General features: G+C 64.7%; 18 protein-coding genes. 3 read left to right on the forward strand and 15 right to left on the reverse strand.

Annotation, left to right across the window (positions count from 1 at the left end):
- Window positions 1-2: 2 nt before the first annotated feature.
- The 3 genes from EN846_RS23215 to EN846_RS23225 form a co-directional block, all read right to left on the reverse strand.
- Entirely contained in the window at window positions 3-2,444 is a 2,442-nt protein-coding gene (locus tag EN846_RS23215; protein ID WP_127393346.1) for an ATP-binding protein, read from the reverse strand.
- A 189-nt stretch (window positions 2,445-2,633) separates the two neighbouring features.
- Complete coding sequence (locus tag EN846_RS23220) at window positions 2,634-3,437, reverse strand: alpha/beta hydrolase (RefSeq protein ID WP_189379571.1); 804 nt, start codon at window positions 3,435-3,437, stop codon at window positions 2,634-2,636.
- Window positions 3,438-3,509: 72 nt separating this feature from the next.
- Window positions 3,510-4,433: an Lpg1974 family pore-forming outer membrane protein gene (locus tag EN846_RS23225; protein WP_127393194.1), complete on the reverse strand. Its 924-nt coding sequence runs from the start codon at window positions 4,431-4,433 to the stop codon at window positions 3,510-3,512.
- Window positions 4,434-4,608: 175 nt separating this feature from the next.
- On the opposite strand from EN846_RS23225, the gene EN846_RS23230 reads away from it, so the two are divergent.
- Window positions 4,609-5,805 carry a cytochrome P450 gene (locus EN846_RS23230; protein WP_189379573.1) on the forward strand — a complete coding sequence of 399 codons (1,197 nt, stop codon included), beginning with the start codon at window positions 4,609-4,611 and terminating at the stop codon, window positions 5,803-5,805.
- Here the strand turns inward: EN846_RS23230 and EN846_RS23235 are convergent.
- The 3 genes from EN846_RS23235 to EN846_RS35240 are packed head-to-tail and all read right to left on the reverse strand — an operon-like array spanning window position 5,794 to window position 7,936.
- Entirely contained in the window at window positions 5,794-6,612 is an 819-nt protein-coding gene (locus tag EN846_RS23235; RefSeq protein WP_127393196.1) for a Stf0 family sulfotransferase, read from the reverse strand. The genes EN846_RS23230 and EN846_RS23235 overlap by 12 nt on opposite strands.
- A gap of 26 nt (window positions 6,613-6,638) precedes the next feature.
- Window positions 6,639-7,508 carry an alpha/beta hydrolase gene (locus tag EN846_RS23240; protein WP_187331450.1) on the reverse strand — a complete coding sequence of 290 codons (870 nt, stop codon included), beginning with the start codon at window positions 7,506-7,508 and terminating at the stop codon, window positions 6,639-6,641.
- Window positions 7,505-7,936: a hypothetical protein gene (locus tag EN846_RS35240; protein ID WP_187331451.1), complete on the reverse strand. Its 432-nt coding sequence runs from the start codon at window positions 7,934-7,936 to the stop codon at window positions 7,505-7,507. Before EN846_RS35240 ends, EN846_RS23240 begins: the two co-directional genes overlap by 4 nt.
- A 136-nt stretch (window positions 7,937-8,072) precedes the next feature.
- On the opposite strand from EN846_RS35240, the gene EN846_RS23245 reads away from it, so the two are divergent.
- On the forward strand, window positions 8,073-8,612 hold the full coding sequence (locus tag EN846_RS23245) for a dihydrofolate reductase family protein (RefSeq protein WP_127393198.1): 540 nt from the start codon (window positions 8,073-8,075) through the stop codon (window positions 8,610-8,612).
- Window positions 8,613-8,773: 161 nt separating this feature from the next.
- Here the strand turns inward: EN846_RS23245 and EN846_RS23250 are convergent, their stop codons facing one another.
- From EN846_RS23250 to EN846_RS23285, 8 genes are all read right to left on the reverse strand, one after another.
- Window positions 8,774-11,449, reverse strand: a complete 2,676-nt coding sequence (locus tag EN846_RS23250) for a hypothetical protein (RefSeq protein WP_135897666.1) — start codon at window positions 11,447-11,449, stop codon at window positions 8,774-8,776.
- A gap of 81 nt (window positions 11,450-11,530) precedes the next feature.
- On the reverse strand, window positions 11,531-12,832 hold the full coding sequence (locus tag EN846_RS23255; protein WP_127394011.1) for an HlyD family type I secretion periplasmic adaptor subunit: 1,302 nt from the start codon (window positions 12,830-12,832) through the stop codon (window positions 11,531-11,533).
- Between the two features lies 1 nt (window position 12,833).
- A complete protein-coding gene (locus EN846_RS23260) occupies window positions 12,834-14,864 on the reverse strand; it encodes a type I secretion system permease/ATPase (RefSeq protein WP_281015752.1) in 2,031 nt (676 codons plus the stop codon).
- A 448-nt stretch (window positions 14,865-15,312) separates the two neighbouring features.
- Complete coding sequence (locus EN846_RS23265) at window positions 15,313-16,173, reverse strand: patatin-like phospholipase family protein (protein ID WP_127392267.1); 861 nt, start codon at window positions 16,171-16,173, stop codon at window positions 15,313-15,315.
- Window positions 16,170-17,501, reverse strand: coding sequence for a pitrilysin family protein (locus EN846_RS23270; RefSeq protein ID WP_189523012.1), 1,332 nt, complete (start codon window positions 17,499-17,501; stop codon window positions 16,170-16,172). The genes EN846_RS23265 and EN846_RS23270 overlap by 4 nt, the downstream gene beginning before the upstream one ends.
- A gap of 185 nt (window positions 17,502-17,686) precedes the next feature.
- Window positions 17,687-19,042, reverse strand: a complete 1,356-nt coding sequence (locus tag EN846_RS23275; RefSeq protein WP_127392265.1) for a pitrilysin family protein — start codon at window positions 19,040-19,042, stop codon at window positions 17,687-17,689.
- A gap of 120 nt (window positions 19,043-19,162) precedes the next feature.
- The gene (rsmD, locus tag EN846_RS23280; RefSeq protein ID WP_127392264.1) at window positions 19,163-19,717 is read right to left on the reverse strand and encodes a 16S rRNA (guanine(966)-N(2))-methyltransferase RsmD; all 555 of its coding nucleotides are present in this window, start codon (window positions 19,715-19,717) and stop codon (window positions 19,163-19,165) included.
- Between the two features lie 13 nt (window positions 19,718-19,730).
- A complete protein-coding gene (locus EN846_RS23285) occupies window positions 19,731-21,701 on the reverse strand; it encodes a pseudouridine synthase (protein WP_128346166.1) in 1,971 nt (656 codons plus the stop codon).
- Window positions 21,702-21,881: 180 nt separating this feature from the next.
- Between EN846_RS23285 and EN846_RS23290 the strand changes: the two genes are divergently transcribed.
- Window positions 21,882-22,334 carry a nucleoside deaminase gene (locus EN846_RS23290; protein WP_127286670.1) on the forward strand — a complete coding sequence of 151 codons (453 nt, stop codon included), beginning with the start codon at window positions 21,882-21,884 and terminating at the stop codon, window positions 22,332-22,334.
- A gap of 36 nt (window positions 22,335-22,370) precedes the next feature.
- Here EN846_RS23290 and EN846_RS23295 read toward each other — a convergent pair whose 3' ends face one another.
- Window positions 22,371-23,045, reverse strand: a complete 675-nt coding sequence (locus EN846_RS23295) for a hypothetical protein (protein WP_127286669.1) — start codon at window positions 23,043-23,045, stop codon at window positions 22,371-22,373.
- Window positions 23,046-23,160 lie beyond the last annotated feature (115 nt).

Raw genomic sequence — 23,160 nt, forward strand, 5'->3', positions numbered from 1 at the left:
TGTCACTCCCCTGCTTGCGCGGTGGATTTCGCCGCGTTGCGAGACGCAACCAACATGCGCCGGACCAGCTTGGCGACATCGATCTCCGACGCCCTGGTCTTGGTCATCATCGCCTGCACCCGGTCGCCGAGTTTCTCGTCCATCTCCGCCGCCGAGAACACGATGACTCGGGTTTCCTGCGGCAGATCGATGAGCAGGTCCAGCCCCGACCCGTCGGGAAGCGCGATGTCCAGGATGACCAGGTCGAAGCGATGCTTGGCGACCGCCCGCCGCGCCTCCTGCAGCGTTTTCGCCGAGGCGATCAAGACGTCCGGACCCAGCCCCGCCGACATCACGGCAAGCACGCCCTCGTCGTCCTCGACGTGGAGGATCCTCGGCCTGCGCTCGACCTTGCCGGCGACGATCTTGGAGAGAGCGGCGTGAAGCCGCTTCGAGTCCACCGGCTTCTCCAGCCAGTCGACGATGCCGACGGCGGTGCCGTTGAGTGAGCGCTTGGCCTCATCGGCGACGGCGGAGATGACGATGACCGAGATGTCGGAATTCACCGGTGACGCCCTGATGTCGTGGAAGAGCTTGATGCCGGATTCACCCGCCAGCCTGATGTCGAGCGTCAGCGCCACATAATCACGGGAGCGCAGCAGCGCCATGGCGGTGTCGATGTCGGGGGCGACGTCGCTGGAAAAGCCCTCCGCATCGAGCAGTGCTGCGATCACCGCCGCGACATCGGTCTCGTCCTCGCAGATGAGGACACGCAGGCGGCCATCGCGCGGCCGCGACCGGCGCTCCGTCGAAACCGGCTTGTCAGGCTGCCTCTGCGCCTCGGCGAGGTCGACATGGAACGAGGTTCCCTTGCCTTCCTCGGTCTCGAAGGAAACGGCGCCGCCGAGCTTTTCGACGATGGTCTTGACGATGCTCAGGCCGAGGCCGGTGCCGCCCTGCTTGCGGGTGCTGGAGGCATCCGCCTGCTCGAACTTGCCGAAGATGCGGCTGCGGAATGCCTCGGGAATGCCGGCGCCCTGATCGATCACCGAGATGCGCAGCATGTCGCGATCGCGGCGCTCGAGTTTCACCGTCACGGTGCCGTCGGCGTTGGAGAACTTGATCGCATTCGACAGCAGATTGGCCATCACCTGATGCAGGCGATCCTCGTCGATGTTGGCCTCGGCGCGCGGGGCATCGTCGACCAGGACGATGCGGATCCCGCCGTCGGCCCGGTAGTTGGAGCTGGCGGCAATGGCCTGCTCCAGCAGGGGGCGGACGGGCATCTGCTTGATCTTGAAGGCGATCACGCCCGATTCGATCTTCTCCATGTCGAGGATGTCGTTGATGAGAAGAACCAGCCGCTCGCTGTTGTTGTGGGCGATGTTGATGAGGTTGGCGACCTTTGGCGGCAGCTCGCCCGCCACGCCGGCCGCGATCAGGCCGAGCGAACCGCGGATCGACGTCAGCGGGGTGCGCAATTCGTGGCTGACCGTCGAGATGAAATCGTTCTTGAGCTGGGTATTGCGTTTCTGCTCGGTGATGTCGCGATTGTAGGTGATGACGCCGGTGATCTTGCCGGCCTCGTCGCGGAACGGCGCCTTCAGCGTGTAGAGCCAGCCCTGCTTGCCGTCCGGGAAAATCGCCGGCTGGTCGATGCGCAGCGTCTGGCCGGCCTCCAGCGCGCCCATCTCGTCCTGCCGGAAGCGCTCCGCCACATCCTTCGGGTAGAAATCGAAATCCGTCTTGCCGATCAGGTTCTCGACCGAGGTGGCGTTCACCATTTCGGCGGTCGCCGGATTGGCGGCGATGAAGCGGCCGTCGACGTCCTTTATGTTCAGGCAATCCGGCAGCTCGCGAACCATGGCCCGGTAGATCATGTTGGACATGACAAGATCGCGCCGCCGCTGCTGGCGGTCGAGCAGCACGCTGACGATGATGGTGCTGAGGAAGCGAAACACAAGCGACGGGAACGTGCTCTGCTGTACCATGCCGGCGACGACTTGCGGGGGAATGACCAGGAGCGTGATCAGTCCGGCGAGAGCGACCGACACGCCGAGGCCGAATATGTGGAAGATGGTGCGCGACCGGGCCGCGACGATGTGATGCCAGGCAATGCCGACGACAGCCGTGATGAGGATGCCCACGATCCCGATGCTCGCGCCCTGGCCGCCGAGATGGATGCGATAGGCAATGGAGCCGGCCGTGGCGATGACCATGGCCGGCCATCCGCCGAAGAAGGCGGCGGCGGCGATGAAGGCGGCGCGCAGATCGACGATGAAGCCGGAGACGGAGAGCGCCGTCGCCATGGAAATGACCGCGCCCGTGCACATCACCACGCCGAGAACCAGCGACTGCCTGCGCTGCGAGAGACGCCCGGTAAAATCCGCCACAAGATCCCAGGCGACCACCAGGATGGAGACCAGGGCAAGATTGGTGAGGAGTGAGCGCCAGATATCGGTCATGACTTTCCGGCTCCTTTTTTCCGATAGATACCGGCAAAACCTATCCGAGGTCTAAAGAGCCGTGGACCGGTCTGAGCGACAATGGGACAGGCCGAAACGCCGAATCGGCGACCAGTGCGAAGCGTCAGGCCGACGCGATCATCGCCCAGCGAACGGCATATGTCGACGACCTCCGGCCGCGAAGGGGCTTCAGGCGAGGTGGCGGAAGTTCGACGGCGGCTGCGCCACCCAGGCCTCGATCTCGCGCGTGACGAAGGCGGCGGCCTGGTGGTGGATGAAGTGGCCGGCACCGGGCAGCGCCAGCACGGAAGAGACGTTGTCGACCTCGCGGAACGTGCCGTCGAAGGCGCTGGCCGGAACATAGGGATCGTCGGTGCCGAACAGGGCAAGGGTCGGCGCCCTGATCAACGGCAGCGGGCCGATGTCGGGCACCCTGCCCAGCGGAATATTGGCCCTGTAGTAGTTCAGCACCGCCTCCGGATCGGATTGCCGAAGCGACGCCACGAGCGCCTGTCTATCGTCCACGTCGGCAACCCAGCTGGCAAGCTCGTCCGGCGTGGGCAGGGCTGCCACACCGGCTTCCTGGAAGCGGCGCACGTAACCGAAATATCCGGAATTGGCTGGATCGGCTATGGCCCGAAGATAGTTGCGCGGATGGGGACTGGAGAGAGTTATGAGGTGGCGTACCGCCGACGGCACGCGCATGGCCAGCCACCAGGCGATGGTTCCTCCCCAGTCGTGGCCGACGATTGAAGCCTGGGAGAGTCGTTCCGCCATGAGGATGGACAGCACGTCTTGAACGAGGTTCGGCAGCAACGCGTAGTTTGCATGTCCCCTCGGCCTGTCGCTTAGCCCGAATCCGCGCAGATCCGGCGCCAGGACCCTGAAGTTGCCGCATAGAGATTCGATCTGACGGCGCCAGCCAAGACCATGGTCGGGAAACCCGTGCAGAAAAACGATCGGCGGGCCGGAGCCCGCCGCGATGTAATGCAACCTAACGTTCCCGTTCGATGCGAACCTGGACTCGAAAGCCGTAACCGAAGCCACCCTGACCGGCCGCTGCGATCACATCTTGACTTCGAGGCGCAGGAACGGACCCTGGAATATCTGGTTCTCGTGGTCGGCATTCACAAGAAGGTTGTGCCATGCCTCGATCTTGTAGCCGGCGGTCAAGGTCGTGTTCGGCATCGGCGTCCAGCTCAAGCCGGCCGACGCATCGAGGTTAGAGACCGTTTCGCTCGAGCTCTCACTGAACAGCGTTGCGGAAGCATGCATGTCAGGGTTTGTCTGCGTGACACTGCCACCAACACGGTTGGTGCGGCGGCCCCACATCACGGAGCCTGAAACGGCGCCCGTCAGGCCCCAGTTTTCGCCGACCGGGTAATAAGCCTCGGCACCAACCCTTGGACCGATGCCCCAGTATTCGGACGAGCCAACCTTGTCGGCGGAAATGCCCTTGTCGGCAGGATTGTCAGGCGTAAACGTCTCGGAGAAGTCGAACACCTTTTCGTCCGCATGTGCGATCCGCAGGCCGCCAAAGAAGCGGATGTCAGCCTGCTGTGCCTTGACGTGCTTGCCGACGTCGAAATCGAACGCCTGAAAGGCGTAGCCGTCGCCGTAACGAGCGCTAATGGTACCGTCTGGATCGGTGACAGGCCCCTCGCCAAGAAGGACCGACCGGTGCTTGCCGACATGAAAGGTGCCGGAAAGACGCCAATCCAGCCCCGGGGAAATCTGCTTGGTCAACGCTACTGACCCGGAGATGTCGCCGTTGCTGTTGCCCAGCTTGTCGCTGCTGAGCTTGTCGTCCTTGTGGACATTGTTCCAGAAATAGGCGCCTTCGAACGACATCTTGATGCGCGCATCGATGACCGCCGGGTCCGATGGTTGCGCCTCTCCGGCATGAGCCGTGGCCACGCCGATGGTTGTCACGGAGGCAGCCGATGCCGCCACCGTTGCTAAAAGTTTGCCCTGTACTTGAGCCCGCATGCTTATCCCCACCCCAGATTCTCGCGGCTGCCAATATTGCAGAGACTCGGATAACGGCCTATTGCCGAGAGGATGCCCCGACACTTTGCCGCGTCAGTGTAACATCTTTGCAACAGCAATAAAAAGCACAATGACTAGAGATAGTTAGCGCCAGACGATGACAAACGGGGGCTTCGTGGACAATCCAGCGCAAATTGAAGGCTTTCTGAACAATCTTGCCTACGCGCTCTTTGCCCAGAGCGGCCAGATCACCCCCGAGCCTCGTGAAATCGGCAATCTCGCGGTCTTCGACCACCCAGACGCGGTCGACAGGATCGCCAAGGCCCCCAACCTGTTTCGCAAGAACTTCTCGCTGATTTCCGCCCTCGGCTTCAGCCGCTTCAACACCAATGACGAGGAGTGGGCGACAAGGCGCTCAATCACGCAAGACAGTTACCTCGCTGCGGCGAAGCCCGCCCAGGTGCAAAGCGTGTCCGATATCTTCGCCTCGTGCTTCAGCGTCTGCGAAACGTCCCTGGCCGGCATCCAGGAGGCGCTGTTCGCTGGCGCCCTGACCATCTTCTATCAGGCGTTCAGACTTGTGGCTGAGCCCCGGCCGACGGCGGCATTGCTCGACCGGACCCGCGAGGTGCTGCGCCGCCTGCAATATTACTCCTGGGTCACGCCGACCGATGCTGAGCGCACCAGCGTCATCAGCGGCGCCCGCGCGGTCATAGCCGAGTTCGGAGCGCAGCTGATGGCGGACCCACGATCGGCGGCGCAAATGCGCCGCTTCTCCGAGAAATCGGGCGGGATCGACAGCTTCTCGCCCATCGAAGAGTTCGTGATGAACCTTTTCGCGGGCGTCGAAACCACCGTGACGACGGTGCTGTGGGTGATCGACAGGCTCGGCGCCAACCAGAAAGTACAGGAGCGTATCCACGACGAGATCGCCGGCGCCAAGGCCGACACGCCGTTCACCGACTGCTTCATCAACGAAACGATGCGGTATTTTCCGCCCATTCCGTTCCTGACGCGCGAGGTGAGCGCCGACACGGTAATCGACGGCGTGGCGCTGAGGGCCGGACAACTCATCATGCTTTCCATCGTTGGCGCGCACCAGCATCCCGAGTTCTGGGAGAACCCGCGGACATTCGATGCCAGCCGCAAGGAATTCATCGACAATAGTTTCGACCGTCGCGCCTTCATCCCGTTTCTGACCGGGCCGCGCATGTGCGGCGGCGCACGCCTTGGCCGGCTCGAGGTCGAGCAAGCGGTTCGCGCGGTGGTGCGGCAGTTCGCATTCGCCCGCACCGACGACATTATCCGCTTCGACTATGCGCTGGCATTGCGCCCGGCGAGCGGCATGGCGGTCGTGGTGTCAAGGCGCTGACAAGGGCCGGTCCGGTTCGCCAGGCATGTCGCGCCACAGGTCCCGGATCAGGCTTCCGAATTGCCTTGCGATGATCCTCTTCATGTCCGCATCGTGCTGATAGCGCGCGCTTGCCTCGATGGCGGCCTTGTCCAGATCATGGGCCGGAAACCAATTTCGCATCGTCGCTCGCACATTCTCGTACGGGCTGGCGACAAAATCCTCATAGACGACATCGACTACCCTCATGGGATCAATGGTCGAGAGGTAGTTCCGCCACATGACCTCAGAGTCGGCGATATGGCGAACCGTATCGATGACCGCCTTCTGGCTTATCGTCTTCAACTTCGGGATTCCCGGCAGCGTATCTCCGCCATCGAACGGTTGCCCGGTATAGAGCATCGCAAGCAGGCTGACGGTCTGTTCAACCTTGTTGCGTCGGGACAGGAACACATAAAATGACCTTGTATCGTCCTGGCCGATCGCGTTGCGCGCGAAGTTCAGATTGCCTGCGAACAGCTTTGCCGCGAACACGCCATTGACCGAGCGTCTTGCCAGAAGTTGCCGTCCGTATGACGCTGCCGCGCGATCGAGTGCCGGGACGTCGATGGCATCGTGGCCGGTCCAGCGGCGCAGGAGCGGCAGCGCAAACTGCCACTGGAAGTACTCGGTGGGCAGACCGAGCCCGAAATGCTTCAGCACCCGACAGTAGGAATGGCCGGCAGTTCGCGGCGTCGTGCAAATCAGGATCTTGATCGGATTGCCATCCGACCCAGCTTGATCGAAAGCAGCCGATAGCAGCTTGCCGTATGCTTCCTCGAAGTGCATTGCCGATCCCCAAAGGCAGCGCCAGTTCAAACGGCGGACAGGAAACCCAGGATCAAGAAAGCCTGATCAATCGTCATCAGCGAGGGCGGGCTGTCCGCATCAATGTTGTCGACGATACAGATGTCTGGCCGGACGCGACGCGTCCGCTCCAAGGCGCTCCTGTCGATGAATTCGCTCTTTCGCCCATACATTAGCAACATCCGCGCATCCAGCTTGGCCACCATGGGAAACAGATCGTATGCACGTCCGGTCATTGTCGCGAAATTTTCGGTCGCGGCCGGATCATAGGCCAGCCGAACGCCGTCGGTGCCGCTGGCGATGCGGTTCTCGATATAGCGGCTTAGAACCACTTCCTCGACGGAGCCCATCGCGGCGCTTGCGGCACGCAGATAGTCCCTCGCCGCGGCGCGCGTCTCGAAGGTCAGCGTGCTTTCCCGGATGACCCCGTCTCTCAGGGCGTCGACCTTCGGGCCGCCGATCATGGGAACATCATTGAGGACTATCCGATCGACACGGCCACGGTTTGCATGGAGGAACAGCGTCAGGATCAGCCCGCCCCATGATGTGCCGATGAAGTGGTTCTCCTTGCCGGCAAACCGACCGAGCGCGCGCAAGCACCTGGAATAGAGATCGATGTCGTAACCCGCACCAAGAAACGCGCTGCGCCCACGCCCAAGCAGATCGGGGCAGATCACCAGATAGCCGTTGCGGCAAAGAAAGGTCGCGAGATAATCGAAATCGGCGCCGTTCCCAGTAAAACCGTGGAGGCAATAGACAGTCCCACGAGACTGGCCGGCCGGCTGCCAAATGCGCACGAACATCGACGCATAACGGTCGCCGAGGCGGATCAGAATCTCCTGGGTGAGCCCCTCGCCGGGCGCGGCCTGGTCCATCATGCATCCCGCTTGCGCACGGCGCGTTTCATGGCGCCACGGGCATCGATGAAGTCGCGCTTCCAGTAGACCGACTTGTCGAGGTTGAGCAGTTTCGCCTCCTTGATCAGCGGCAGGATGTGCGAGGACGAGCGCGTGGCCATAACGGTTGCGGCAATTGCGCTGCCGCCAGGATCGGGATTGAGCGGGCCATTGTTCGCGACCCATGTTTCGGCGATCTCGCGGCTGGTCACGACCCAGCCGACGTAGGCGACGATCGCATCGTCAATGGCGCCGACGAGATGCGATTGCTGCTCGATCTGGTAGCGCAACGACTTCACCATCTGGCCAAATTCGTAGCCGTCGAAGGGCGGATGGTGCGCAATGAAGTTGCAGACCAGACCAAGCGAGAACGGGTTGAACGGAACGCGGGTGAAAAGAAGCTTGCTCATGCGGACTCAAGATGTTTCAAACGGGCGCGAGATTATGATGAGGAACCGGGGCGAGCTAGAGGGAAAAGAGCGAGGCGAATAGCTGTGTCGTCGCGATCTTGACTGCAAGAGTGGCTACTGCCGACGGGAGAGCATCATGAGAAAGCTCATCATCACGGAGTTCATCAGCGTCGACGGCATCGCCGAGGTCGAGAAGTTGCCGAACGTCACCTGGAACGACGAGATGAACGCGTTCAAGGAGGACGAACTCGCCGACAGCGGCGCCATGCTTCTCGGCCGCACGACCTACGAGATCTTTGCCGGTTCATGGCCCTCCGAAACCGGTGACTTCGCCGACCGCTTCAACGCGCTGCCGAAATATGTCGCCTCGACCAGCCTGCAGGCGATCGACTGGCAACCGGCGCAATTGCTCGCAGGCCCCCTGCCCGAAGCGGTCGCCAGCCTGAAGCAGACAAACGGCGGCAACATCTATGTGCATGGCAGCTTGAGCATTGCGCGGCAGTTGCTCAGCCATGGCCTCGTCGATCGCCTGAGGCTGCTCGTCTATCCGGGCGCCGTCGGCCAGGGCAAGCCGTTGTTCCCGACCGAGGAGCCGCTCGCGCTGGAGCTGATCTCGGCCGTCCCGTTCAGCAATGGCGTGGTGGCGCTGGAGTATGCGCCGGTCGCGAAGGGTTAGTAGCCTGCTCCAAAGGCTGGGCATCGCCGGGCCAGGAAGCAGCGCGGCGCCGCGGACGTGAAGGCTCCGCTCTGTCTATTGCTTTAGGAAAGCTGCCGTCATCGAACGATCGGGGGCAAGGAGCCCCCGATTGCTGTTCGGACGAGATTTACGCCAGCTCGTCAGATGAGGAAGACGCTGGCGTCCGGATGCGTCTGGTTGTTCATCGCATCGAAGGCGTTGGCGATATCGTTGATCCCCGGTTGACCGGTCAGGCCGAAATTGGAGGTCGGGGCGTTGGTGTCGTTAAGGACGTCCCGCACCGCGGCGATCACCTCGCCCGGTTGCAGCGTGTGGTCGTCGTTCGTGTCAATCTGATTGAGAATTGCGATGATGGCCGGGTTCGAACTGGTCGCCGCGGAGAAACTGAAATTGAGTTCCGGTTTACCGCCGGGGCCGTCGGGCACGGCAGTGACGGCAGCGGAGAGATACGCCGCCGCCGAGGAGCGTTCGAGGTGGTTCACCCCACCGCCCTTGGCTCCCAACGCATCCGCGATCGAGGGCGTTCCTGGAATCTTCGACAGGTTCTGGAACTCGAAGATGGTCTCGAAGGAAGTGTTGGAGTTCCAGCCCGAGTGGAACTCGCCTAGCTCCTGGGTCAAGATATCGAGGTGGTTCTTCCAGAAGCCCGGCGTCAGGCCCTGGCCGGCCGGCGGCAGGAAGTTTGTGAAGTCGTTGCCGGTGTCGGTGCCACCGCTGCCGGGATTGTCGACCGTCTGCACGAGGATCCCGGTCTGCTGCGAGCCGTCCGGCACGACCTCGTAGATGTTCTTGCCGACATCGGCCAGCGTCAGTCCGCCGATCGACCAGGCGCCGCCGGCCCCCGTCGTCGTCGAGCGGTCGCCGGCGCTGAGATCGCCGCTGTTGTCGTCGTCGATGAAGATGGTCACCGGATCATGCGACCAGGCGGTGTCGTCGGCGCTTGTGCCGTCGCCGGTCAGGTCCTCGTACTTGGTGCCACTGATCGAGAAGTCGAGGAAGTTGGTGAAGTCGTTGCCGCTGTCGGTGCCGCCGCTGCCGGGGTTGCCGACGGTCTGCACCAGGGTGCCGGTCTGCTGCGAGCCGTCCGGCACGACCTCGTAGATGTTCTTGCCGACATCGGCCAGCGTCAGACCGCCGATCGACCAGTTGCCGGAGGCGTCGGTCGTCGTCGAGCGGTCGCCGGCGCTGAGATCGCCGCTGTTGTCGTCGTCGATGAAGATCGTCACCGGATCATGCGACCAGGCGGTGTCGTCGGCGCTTGTGCCGTCGCCGGTCAGGTCCTCGTACTTGGTGCCACTGATCGAGAAGTCATGGAAATTGGCGAAGTCCATCCCCGACTGGTCCTCGCCTGACAGGCCATCGATCGTGTAGCCCGCTTGGCCGAGCGTCTGCACATAGCCGCCCGGCAGTTGTTCATAGACCTTCAACCCATCAAAGGTGGCGTCCAAGCCGGTGAACGACCACGTGCCGTTGGCCGCCGTTGTCGTCGTGAGATCATCGGCGCTCAAGTCGCCGCTATTGTCCTTGTCGATGAAGATCGTCACGCCGCCGAGGCCGGCATCGCCCGTCGTCTGGCTGTCGCCATTGGCATCCAGGTATTTCGTGCCCGAAATCCCGAACGTCACCAGGTTGTTGGGATTCGTGCCCCATTCCTCGAAGCCCGAGCCTGTCTGCCAGTCGCCAGCCTGGCCGCCAAACGCCGAGTAGACGTAAACATATTGATGATCGGCATCCTGGAGAAATTCGCTGTCTTTGATCAAGACGCGGATGTCGCTGTCGCCGCTGCCCGAAGACAGGCTGGAATTCAGCGCAACCCAAACATCGCCGCTGGCATCCAGATTGTAGACGAGATGCTCGCCGGTTACGCCGAAACCGCTGCCTGGAGTGTATGGGGTGTTCTCGGAAACCGGCACGTGCCCCATGCCCAGATTTCCAGAGGTCTCCTGGTAAATCTGCAGGCTGTCCAGCGAAATGAATTCGCCGTTGCTGCCATTTTGTTCGTTGGAGTCAAGCAGAAATTCCCGATAGGCCACGCCGTCGACTATGACGATAGGAATATCGCTTAAAAGCAAGGCCTTGTTGTGCTGCGCGCTCGTGTTCTCGTTGTACTGCGGGCTGAGAACATCGCCATAGGTGCCGCCGCGATCGTAGTTGTAGCCCTGCTCCGTAGGGGGATTGTTCGGGCCCTGAACTTGGACAAAGGCATCGAAGGTGCCAGTCCCTGACGATTGTCCGAAGTCTGTTTTGACTTGATAGACTTGGAACTTTGCGTCGCCGACATTGAAGCCAGCGAGTGTCGTGGCATTTCGCACCGTCAAGTCGGCTGCCGCGCCGGAAGCGTCTGGGGGAGGAGGAGGAGCATCGGTGAAGTTCACGGTCGCGACCCGGCCGTCTGCCTGGTCTGTCGCTGTGAGCACGAACGCCTGGTTCGCCGCGTCGCTGTTGACGTACCACGAGGTCTGGATCTTGCCGTTGACTGTACCATCGAGATCGCCGGCGCCGCCATCGGTGACGACCCAGGGCGTACCAGTCCCGGTCAGATCATAGGTGAGCACATCGTCCGCGGTGCCGAGAACGCCGTCGGCGCCGGCGCTGACATGGGCAACCGAAAATGTGAGCGAGCCGCCGTCCCCGACGTCGGTGGCGGTGATCCCCACGGTCTCGCCGGGCGCGTAGTCCGCGTCCGCCTGGTCTATCGTAACCGCAAGCGGCGGAACGGGGTCGGAAGAAGCCGGATCGGTGCTTCCGGTCTCGGTGGAATCAAGGGTTGCGAGCAGATCGTTGGTCAGATTGTCGCTGATATCGCTAGACGTCATTTCATTTCCCCTAGCTTCGTATTCGGTTGCTGATCGTGGCTGCTGTTTTCTCTTGGCTGCTGTTTTCCCGCCGTGGCGGGCTCACTCTCTGAAGGCTCGGGTGATCTGGTCCCGCAATGGCTTGACCAGGTAGGAGATCACCGAACGGTCCTCGGTCTTGATGAAGGATTCCACCGGCATGCCGGGCACCAGCTTGACCTCGCCGAGGCGCGCGACTTCCGCGGCGGTCGTCCTGATACGCACGGTGTAATAGCTGGCACCAGTGCGCTGATCGGTGGCGATGTCGGGCGAGGTCCTTTCGACCACGCCGTCGATTTGCGGCGTCGTGCGGGTGTTGAATGCCGAAAAGCGCAGCGAGGCCGACTGGCCGACCCATAGCTTGTCGATGTCGCTGGGGGCGATCTTGGCCTCCACCGCCAGGCTGTCATTGTCCGGTACGACCTGCATGATCGTCTGTCCGGGCGTGATCACGCCGCCGATCGTATAGGCGAGCGACTGCTGCACGACGCCGTCCTGCGGGGCGCGGATGTCGACACGCTTCAACTGGTCCTCGGCGGCGACCTTGCGCTCGATGAGCTCGCCCATCTTGCCGTCGATGTCGCGCAGGTCCCGGTTCACTTCGGTGCTGAGGTCGAGGTCGATCTGGATGATCTGCAGCTTGATCTCGGCGATGCGCCCTTGCGCCTGCGCCAGCGCGGCGATGAGCTGGCCGCGTTCGCCATCGAGGCGTGTCGCCTCGCGCTCGGTCGAGGTCAGGCGATCGATGGAGATGAGCTTCTTGCCCCAAAGCGTGCGCACGGAAGCGAGCTCCTTTTGCACCAGCTGGATTTCCTTGCTTTTGGCTTCCATCTGCGCGGTGTCGCCGGCGATCTCCTTCTCGAGCTGGACGATGCGTTCGCCGAGCTGGCCCTTCTGGCCGGCGCGGGAGGTGCGCCGCGTGTCGAAGTGCTGCGTCTCGCCGGAGATCGCCTCGGCGACGTCGGGATCGGCCGAGCGATCGAGGAGGTCCCGGGGAAACTCGATGCCGTCCGTGCCCCGGCGCTCGGCATCGAGACGGGCCTTGCGCGCCATGAGCTGGTCGAGCGCCTTGCTCACCACCGCAAGATTGGCGGCCGGCACGGTGCGGTCGAGACTCAGCAAAAGGTCACCGGCCTTCACGCGGTCACCGTCGCGAGCGTCGATCTCGGCCACGACGCCCCCGGTCGCATGCTGCACGTTCTTGACGTGCGAACCGACGACCAGCGTGCCTGGAGCGATCACCGCGCCGGCGATCTCGGTGACCGAGGCCCAGCCGCCCACACCACCTCCAAGCAGGAGCACGGCGCCGAGCCCAAGGCGAGTGTAGAAACGGATCGAAGCGTGGGCGTTGCCGGGCGCGGCCATGTCAGTTCCCTCCCCCGGTCCGGGCGGCGACCGCGGGGGTCGTTTCCGCGGATGCCCGCTGCGGCGGGTTGCTTGACGGGACCGAGCGCAGCATCGGGAACATCTTGGCGAAGACCTCCTCCTTCGGTCCGAATTCGTGCACGCGCCCCTGCTTCATCGCCATGATGAAATCGACGGCGGTCAGCACGTTCGGGCGATGGGCGACGATGACGACAACGCCGCCGCGCTCGCGAACGCCGAGCATCGCGCGGATCAAGGCCTGCTCGCCGTCCATGTCGAGGTTGGAATTCGGCTCGTCGAGCACGACCAGGAACGGATCGCGATAGAGCGCGCGAGCCAATGCGATGCGCTGGCGCTGGCCGGCCGAAAGCGCCTCGCCATGCTCACCGATCTCGGTTTCATAACCCTGGCGGAAGCCGACGATCAGGTCATGCGCGCCGGCGGCCTTGGCCGCGGCGATGATTGCTGCCGGGTCGGCGTCCATCTCGAAGCGGGAGATGTTTTCGGCGACCGTGCCGGCAAACAGCTCCACATCCTGCGGCAGGTAGCCGATATGGCGGCCGCGCGCCTGCGACGACCATTGGTCGAGGTCGGCGCCATCGAGCTTGACGCGGCCGCCGACGGATTGCCAGGCCCCGACCAGAGCCCGCACCAAGGTGGACTTGCCCGAGCCGCTCGGCCCGATGATGCCGAGCCCATGGCCGGCTTCCATGGCGAAGCTGGCGTCCTGCACCAGCAGCCGCTGCAGGCCCGGAGCCGTAATGGCGGCATTCTGCATCACCACGCTGGCGCTGGGGGCCGGCAGCAATAGGGGTTCGGTTTCGGCGGGCATGACCGCCAGCACCTTGGTCAGGCGTTGCCAGCCCTGGCGCGCGCCGACGAAACCTTTCCAGTTGGCGATCGCCAGATCGACCGGCGCCAGCGCCCGGCCGCTGAGGATGGAAGCGGCGATGATGACGCCCGCCGATGCCTCCTGCTCGATCACCAGCCAAGCGCCGATGCCGAGCATCGACGACTGCAGCAGCATGCGCAGCACTTTCGACACCGCGCCGAAGCTGCCGGCAACGTCGCTGACCTTGCGCTGGTCGGCGATGAATTCGACGTTGGCATCCTGCCAGCGCGACGCCAGCCCGCCAGCCATGCCCATGGCGGCGACCACTTCGGCATTGCGGGTGCCTGCAGCGATGAGCCCGCCGCGCCGGTTGCCGCTCAAGGTTGCGGCCGATACCGGTTGTCGCGTCAGCCGCTCGGCAAGCAGGGTCAGCACGACCAGCACGACCGCGCCGAGCAGCGCCGCGGCGCCAAGCACCCAGTGGAACATGAAGATGATGATCAGGTAGAGGGGCAGCCATGGCAGGTCGAAAAGCGCCGTCGGTCCCATGCCTGACAGGAAGCCGCGCACGCTGTCGAGATCGCGCATCGGCTGCAGGCTGTCAGCCCCGCGCGCGGCCTTCAGCGGCAATCTCAGCATCGAGGTATAGACGCGATGGCCAAGCGCCTCGTCGAGCGCCCCGCCGATGCGCACCAGCACCCGCGCCCGCACGAAATCGAGGAAACCCTGCCCACAATAAAGGATGACGAGCAATATCGAGATGCCGACAAGCGTCGGCAGGCTGCGGCTCGGCAGCACGCGATCATAGACCTCGAGCATGTAGAGCGAGCCGGCAAGCATCAGCACGTTGAGCATGCCGCTGAACAGTCCGACCGCAATGAAGGCCGACCGGCAACTGGCAAGCGCAGCGGCCAGTTCGGAGGGAGCGGGATTGGCCTTCCGCGCGGCCGGCCTCGCCGATGGCTTGCCCGGCGCGGCGGTCCGACCGGGTGGGTCGCCAACGGGTTTTTGCCTGCCGTCGCCGCGGGCGCGAAACATGGCCAGGCTGCCGATACCCGCCATCGCCACCGCGACGAGCGTCCAGCCCATCGACGCAAGCCCGCTGAAGCCGGACAGAAAGAAACCGGCGACGCAAACGACGACGGCGAAGCCGAAAAGCCTGACCTTCGCCTGCGCCGAAGCAAACGCTGCTTTGCTCAACAACCCGAGCGACGCCTTACTGAACCCCGCAGTCACGACTTGCCTCTCCCATCAGGGACGAGTCAGCTGCGCGCAACGGCGCGCAACGCGGCTGACTGGCCATGGCAACAGCGCCGAGATTCAGCGCTCAAGTCCGAGAGGGAGGAGGATCGGCGTTGCGTCTGGCAACCCGCGGCAGCGGCCGGCGAACTGCAAAACGCGACAGCGCCTCACGACGACTGGCGGCTCGATGGTGATGCGGCGGCGACTGATATGTCGCCGCGCGGTTCCCTTCCCTGTAGCGCCGTAACTCGTTGTTGCCGGTCGGGAGATTGTTTACGCTACTATATTAGAACATTATTAACTCTATCTGGGCGTGCGTCAACGGGCATTTCGACGAAGATTCGGCCCGGTGAAGTTGAAGTATATGGGAGTATAACGCCGGGCGAAGCGGACGGAGCTGATTCGCTCACACCACCTTCTTGCCGCGCTTGCCGCCGTGCTCTGCAACCGCCTTCTCGACGGCGCGTTTCAGTTCATCCTTGATCTCGACCGTCTCGGCCATCAGCGTCTCGATCTTCAGGAAATCGAGCACGCGGTATTTCGAGACGGCCGGGCGGATGAGGATGTCGGGCGGACACTGCCTCAGCTTGTTGGCGATGATCGACTGCATCATCAGTTGCGTGGCGCCGTACATCAAATCGACGGTGGTCGGGTGCCTGCGCTCGGCCTCGCTCGGCGCGCCGACGACGTCGATGGCGATGACGATGTCGGCGTCCTTTTCGATGAGGTCGAACGGCACCGGGTTGTAGATGCCGCCGTCGATCAGCACGCGGCCATCGCGGGTCACCGGCCGGAACACCGCCGGAATGGCCGCCGAGGCAGCCAATGCGGAATGCAGATCGCCGTCCTCGAAGACCGCAAGCTTGTGGCCGAAATAGTCGGTCGCCGTCACCTTGAGCGGGATCTTCAGTTCCGCGAAGGTTTCGGGGATGGCGTCGGGCAGGAATGCCTTCAGGATGCGCTCGACATTGAACTGGCTGACGCGGATGCCGCTCTCCATCGCCTCGGCGATGGTGCCCGGCCGCGCCCGCCACATGCGCGAGGCCACCTCGGCGCGGCGGCCGAGGATCGAGCGGGCATAGTCGTGGATGTCCTTGCCGGTCATGCCGGAGGCCATGCCGGCGCCCATGATGGCGCCGATCGAGGAGCCGGCGATGGCCACCGGCCTGATGCCGAGCTCGTCCAGCGCCTCGATGGCGTGGATGTGCGCCAGGCCCCGCGCGCCGCCGCCGCCGAAGGCAACGCCGAAGGTGGGGCCGCTGGTCATCCCTTGCCGCCTCCCGCAGCCTTGGCGAGTGGCGGCCCGACGACCATGATCGCCGGCGCGGGCGACAGCAGCTTCTTCGCCGCCGCCTTGACGTCATCCAGCGTCACCGCATTGATGAGGCCGGCGCGGCGCTGCAGATAGTCGATGCCCAGCCTGTCGAGCTGCAGTTCCACCAAGGTCGCCGCGATGGAGCCGGAGGAGTCCAGATTGTTGATGGCATAGGCGCCGATCATGTATTTCTTGGCGGCGTCGAGCTCAGCCTCTGTCGGACCTTGTTCGGCCAATGTCTTGACCACGTCGCGCACAATCGCAAGCGTCTCCGACGCGCGGTCGGAGCGAGTCGCGGTGGTGATGATCAGCGCGTTGGAATGCTGGTGGTCGACCAGGTTGGAATCGACGCCATAGGCAAGGCCGCGCTTCTCGCGCACCTCGTCATAGAGGCGCGAGGTGAAGGTGCCGCCGCCGAGGATCTCGTTCATCAGCACCGCGGCGAAGAAATCCGGCGCGCTGCGCTTCACGCCGGGATAGGCGAACTGCAGCGAGGTCTGCGGCAGGTCGTAGTCGACCTCCACCTGCTGGCCAAGCTTGGGTTGGGTGTCGGCGATGGCGGCGAGCGCCTGCCTCTGCGGCAGGTCGCCGAACAGTTGGTCGAGCTTCCGCTTCAATGACGCGGCGTCGATGTCGCCGACCACGGCGACATGCAGGCCGTCGCGGGCGAAGCTCGCCCTGTGGAAGGCGCCGAGATCCGCCGGCGCGATCGCTGCGATGCTCTCCCTGGTGCCTTCGTCCGGCCTGGAATAGGGATGCTCGCCATAGATGGCGCGCAGCCATTTGCGCTGGGCGATCGCATTGGGGTCGCGCTCATTGGCGACGATGCCCGCCAGCACCTGGGCGCGCACGCGGTCGAGCGGCGCCTGGTCGAAGCGGGGCTTGTTGACCGCGAGCGTCAAGAGATCGAAGGCGGCGTCCTTCTGTTCCGACAGCATGCGCATCGAGCCGTAAATGCCGTCTCGCTGCGGCTCGAAGCTCATCTCGGCGCCGGCATCGTCGAGCTTCACCTGGAAGGCGTCGCTGTCGAGGTCTCCGGCGCCCTCGTCGAACAGGCCGGTCATCAGATTGGCCAGCCCCTCCTTGCCCGCCGGATCCTGCGCGGTGCCGCCATCGAAGACGAAGCGGATGGCGATGATCGGCACCGTGTGGTCCTCGACCAGCCAGGCGGTGATGCCCTTGTCGGACTTCACCTCCTGGATGTTCATGCCGGCATGCGCGGCGAGCGCGGGCAGGATCAGGAAGAAGATCGCAAAGCAAAGGGTGGCGAGGGCGCGCAGCGCCTTTCCTTCTCCCCTTGTGGGAGAAGGTGTCGCCGAAGGCGACGGATGAGGGGTGTTGGAAGAAACGAACCGTGGGCGGTCCTGCCAGCACCCCTCATCCGTCTCGGCGCCACGCGCCGATCCACCTTCTCCCACAAGGGGAGAAGGAAAAGCACTCATCCGCCCGGCCACACAACTCATCATCAATTCCCCGCCTGTTGCTGCGGCAGGAGATAGCCTGTCGTCGAATGGTCGAGCACCAGATAACGGGCGGCGACCGCCTTGACCTCGTCGGCGGTGACCTTGCGGATGCGATCCGGCCATTCGAGCACGTCCTGCACATTGCCGCCGGTGGCCAGTGTCGAGCCATACATGTTGGCCATGTCGTCCTGCTTGTCGCGGGCGAAGATCATCGAGCGGACATAGCGCTGCTTGGCCTTCTCCAGCTCGTCATCGGTGACGCCGTCCCTGGCGATGCGGGCGACCTCGGCGTCGACCGCCGCCTCGACATCGCCGAGCTTGGCGTCGCCGCGCGGTGCGCCGTAGATGGTGAAGTTGGTGGCGTCGAGCATGGTGCCCTGGAAGTAGGCGCCGGCCTCCGCCGCGACGCCCTGCTTCACGACCAGCTGCTGGTAGAGCCGGCTGCGGTTGCCGCCGCCGAGGATTTCGGCGAGCAGGTCGAGCGCCTCGGCCTCGCCCGGCCGGGCCGTGTGATAGGACGGCACCACCCATTGCGTCGAGAAGGTCGGCACCGAAACGCGCGCGTCGGACAGCGTCACCGAGCGTTTGGTGTTCTGCTCGGGCTCGACTGGGCGGATGCGCGGCGGCAGGTCCGGCCCGCGCGCGACCTTGCCGTAGGTCTTCTCTGCCAGCGCCTTCACCGTGTCGGGCTCGACATCGCCAGCCACCACCAGCACGGCGTTGTTCGGCCGGTAATACTTGTCGTAGAAAGCGGTCGCGTCGGTGCGGTTCAGCTGTTCCATCTCCTGCATCCAGCCGATGACCGGAATGCGGTAGGGCTGGTTCTGCCACAGCGTGGCGTCGACCTCCTCCTCCAGCAGCGCCTGCGGGCTGCTGTCGATGCGCGAACGGCGCTCCTCCAGGATGACGTCGCGCTCGGTCTTGATGACGTCGTCGGTGAGGATGAGGTTGCGCATGCGGTCGGCCTCGAAGGCCATCATCTCGCCCAGCGCCGATGGCGCCACCGTCTCGTGGAAGGCGGTATAGTCGTAGGAGGTGAAGGCGTTGTTGGAGCCGCCGATCTCCGCGACGGCGCTGTCGAACTCGCCGGCGGCGTGGTTGGTCGTCGCCTTGAACATCAGGTGCTCGAAGAAATGCGCGATGCCGGATTTGCCGGCCGGCTCATCGGCGCTGCCGATCTTGTACCACACCATGTGGGTAACGATCGGGGCGCGATGATCGGGGATGACCACCACCTCCATGCCGTTGTCGAGCAGGAAATCCGTCACCTTGCCGTCGTCGCCGGCGAGCGCCGGGCCGGTGAGCGCAAGCGCCGAGGTAAGGAGCGCCGCGCGCAGCCGTCTGGTGCAAGATGTCATTAAACGCTCCGGTTTCGGTTGCGCGACGATAGGCAAGGTTGCTGGTCGAGGCAAAGTGAATTGTTCGTCATTTTCGAGGCGGCGCTTCTTCCTTCTCCACTTGTGGGAGAGGAGAGCTGCTCACCCCGCCTCGATGAACCGGATCACCGTCTCGCCATAACCGCGCTCGTCGACCACCGCGAATCCCTCCCCGGCGTCGAACGGCGCGGAGGCCGCTTCCTCGACGACGCAGAGCGCGCCGGGCAGCAGCCAGCCGCCTTGCCTGGCGGAACGCAGCGCACGCTCGCCAAGACCCTTGCCATAGGGCGGATCGGCGAAGACGAGGCCGAAAGCGGCCAGCGTGCCGGCATCGCCGAGCCCAGTGGCGTCGCGGCGGAAGATCTTGGTGCGGCCGGTCAGTCCGAAGGCCTCGACATTCTCGCGGATCAGGCCGCGTCCCTCGGCCGATTCCTCGATGAAGACGCCGTAGGAAGCGCCCCGCGACAGCGCTTCCAGACCGAGCGCGCCGGTGCCGGCGAACAGGTCGAGCACGCGCGCGCCATCGAGCTTGTCGGCGAAGCGATGCGCCAGCACGTTGAACAGCGCCTCGCGCGTGCGGTCGGTGGTCGGGCGGATGGCATTGCCGCGCGGCGTCGCCAGCGGACGCCCGCGGAACTCACCGCCGACGATTCTCATTTCAGTCCGGCCCTCATCTGGTCCTGGGACCCTTCGGGCGCGGCCGGTCGCCGCCATCCGGGCGCTCGCCACGCGGCTTGCCGTACGGCTTGGCGCCGCTTGGTTTGCCGGCAGCCTTGCCATAGGACGGCTTGAACGAAGCCTTGCGCGCCTTGGCTTCCGCCGCCTTTGCGGCATCGGCCTCCGCCCTGCCCTTGCCGATCGGCCGGGCACCCGGCGCCATCCAGACATTGGCCTTGCGCTGGCCGGGCGGCTCGATCGGCCGCTGCTCGCGCTCGGACTTCTTGCCGCCGAACCCCGCACGGGGCTTGTCGCCAAAACCACCGCGAGGTTTGTCGCCGAAACCGCCGCGCTCCGGCTTCGGACCGCGCTCGCCGAAGGCCCTGTCGGGCTTGGTCGAAAGCTTGCCCAGCGCCTCGTCGCGGCTGCCTTCGCGGCGCTTGCGGGCCTTGATCAGCCCGCCCTCGCCGATCGGCCGGCGATCGACGCCATCGCGCGGGAATTTTGGCCGTTCGGCCTCATCGCGTCGCGGTTCGGTGCGGCGCACCGGTTTGTTGGAAAAGGGCTTTTGGATCTCGGCGTCGAAATTGGCGCCGGATTCCTCGACCAGGCGCTCGCCGAGCTGGTCGCGCAGCACGCGGCCCTTGATCTCCAGCACGTGGCCCTCCGGCAGGTCCTCGAGCTGGAATGGGCCGTAGGAAATACGGATCAGCCGCGTCACGTCGAGGCCGAGCGCGCCAAGGATGTTCTTGACCTCGCGGTTCTTGCCTTCGCGCAGGCCGATCGTCAGCCAGGCATTGGTGCCCTGCTCCCGGTCGAGGCTGGCTTCGATCGCGCCATAAAAAACGCCGTCGACGGCGATGCCCTCGCGCAGGCCCGCGAGCGCGCTTTCCTCGACCTTGCCGTGCACGCGCACCCGGTAGCGCCTGAGCCAGCCGGTGGCCGGCAACTCGAGCACGCGCGACAGGCCGCCGTCATTGGTCAGCAGCAACAGCCCCTCGGTGTTGATGTCGAGGCGGCCGATGGTCATCAGCCGCGGCAGTTCCGCCGGCAGCACGTCGAAGACGGTCTTGCGGCCCTCGGGATCGCGGTTGGTGGTGACGACGCCGGCCGGCTTGTGGAACAGGAACAGCCGCGTGCGCTCGATCTTGGGGATTTCCATGCCGTCGAGATGGATGATGTCATCTGGCATGACGTTGAAGGCCGGCGAGGACAGGACCTTGCCGTTGACCTTGACGCGGCCGGCGGCGATCAGTTCCTCGGCGTCGCGGCGCGAGGCAAGACCGGCGCGTGCGAGCCGCTTGGCGATGCGCTCGCCCGCTTCCTCGGCGGCCTCCGTGGGGCGCGGGCGCGGCTTGAAACCACCCTGCGGCCGGTCGCCGGCAAAATCGCGCTTGGGGCGATCGGCGAAATCCCGTTTCGGGCGATCGGCAAAGTCACGCTTCGGACGATCGGCAAAATCACGTTTAGGCCGGTCGAAACGCTTTTCGCCGCCCGCGCCCTCGGCCGCCATCGGCCGGTCGCCGCGCGGCGTATAAGGCTTGCGCTCACGATTCTCGAACGGCTTGCCGTCCGGACGCGGGCCCTTGCGGAACGGCTTGTCGCCGCCTGGCGCGCCCTGCTCTAGATCGCGCGGCTTGTAGGCGCGCTTGAAATCGCGCGGAGGCCGCTCCCCTTCGGCAGCCATCGGCCGGTCGCCGCGCGGCGCGTAGGGCTTGCGTGGCCCCTCGCGCTTCTCGAAGGGCTTGCCTTCGGGACGCTTGCCCTTGCTGAACGGCCGGTCGCCGCTCTTGAAATCGCGCTTTGGCCGCTCGCCTTCGGCAGCCATCGGCCGGTCGCCACGCGGCGCGTAAGGCTTCTTGGCGCCGAAGCCCGGCTTGCCGCCCTTGCCGGCGGCGCCATCGCGGCCGCGCGGCCCCGCGGCTTTCGGACCGCCCCTGACCGGCCCCTTCTTGGGCCGGAATTTCTTGTCGTTGTCGTCCATGTGGCCTTTGCCTGTTTGCGCTGCTACAGCGTGGCGCATCCGTTCGGGCGCGCAAAGGACGCTGTCGCACTTTGATGTGGCGCATGATCGTTGCCGAAAACCGAGTCCGATTTTCGAGGTTAGGCGCTAGATAACAGGATCGCTGTCGGGTGGCGAGGAGATAATCGGAATGGAAAGCGCGTGAAGCGGCCGGATTTCATGGCATTGGCACTGGCGGAGGCCGAGGCGGCGGCGCGGCGCGGCGAAGTGCCGGTCGGCGCCGTCATCGCCAGCGGCGGCACGGTCGTCGCCAAGGCCGGCAACCGCACCCGCGAGCTTGCCGATCCGACGGCGCATGCGGAGATGCTGGCGATCCGCCAGGCTTGCGAAAAGCTCGCCAGCGAGCGGCTTACCGGCCACGATCTCTATGTCACGCTGGAGCCTTGCGCCATGTGCGCCGGCGCCATCTCGTTCGCGCGACTGCGCCGGCTCTATTTCGGCGCCGCCGACGAGAAGGGCGGCGCGGTGGTCAACGGCGTGCGCTTCTTCACCTCCGCCACCTGCCACCACACGCCGGACATCTATCCGGGCATGGGCGAGCGCGAGGCGTCCCTCATTCTCAAGGATTTTTTCCGGGAGCGGCGCGAGCCGTAGAAATCGGCCTAAGCCAAGAAGCCCAGGGCCGAAACCTTACCACCAGTCGAACCAGCCGCCACTCTTGCTCTTGGCGGCCGCCTCCTTCTTGAGGCGGCGTTCCTTCTTGTACTCGTCCTCGCCAAGCTCGCCCTGCGGCGCGGCGTCGGAGGCGACGCGATAGGCCAGCGGCGGCTCGCTCAGATATTTGCGGGTGTTGGGGTCGCCCTGCTTGCCCTCTGCCATGCGGCGCTGGATCTCGGCGGCGCGGCCCTTGTCCGAATCCGCCGGCGTCCAGCGCGGCGGGTGGCTCGAGGCCGAATCCGCCATCGCCTTCTTCACCGCCGCCGGATCGGTCTGCACGTCGTCGACGATCTGCGACTGGTAGGCCGGATCGTCCTGGTGGGCGGTGGCGTCAGCGCGAAGTCGGGCGCGGCGCTGCTCGGGCGATTCGGGCCAATCGGCGCTCGCCGTCTCGATGCTCTCCTGCGGCGGCGGCAGGTTTCCCTTCTGCCCCGGCGCCGGCTTCACCAGATCGGGGCGCGGCTTGTAGTCGATCTGTTCCTTGCGCTTCGGCGTGATCGAAAAGGCACTGGAGAGATCGTCGGCGAGCTGTGTGGCGGCCGGCTTGTCGGTGCCGTAGGTGGGCGAGCCCATGCAGCCGGACAGCGCAAGCCCCGATACGACGAGCGGCGCCAGCAGCGCGACGCGCGCATATGTTCTCTCGGTCATGCCAAAAAGTCCCACAATAAACAGCCTCTCGATCGCCACCGGCCAGAGGCGCGGTCCCCATCGGCCAAGCACTTGCGACGGAATTCCGGCGAGAATTTGTCGTCCGGAGTTTCGC

Origin of the sequence: Mesorhizobium sp. M4B.F.Ca.ET.203.01.1.1 (assembly GCF_004791025.1) — a bacterium.
GTDB lineage: Bacteria > Pseudomonadota > Alphaproteobacteria > Rhizobiales > Rhizobiaceae > Mesorhizobium > Mesorhizobium abyssinicae.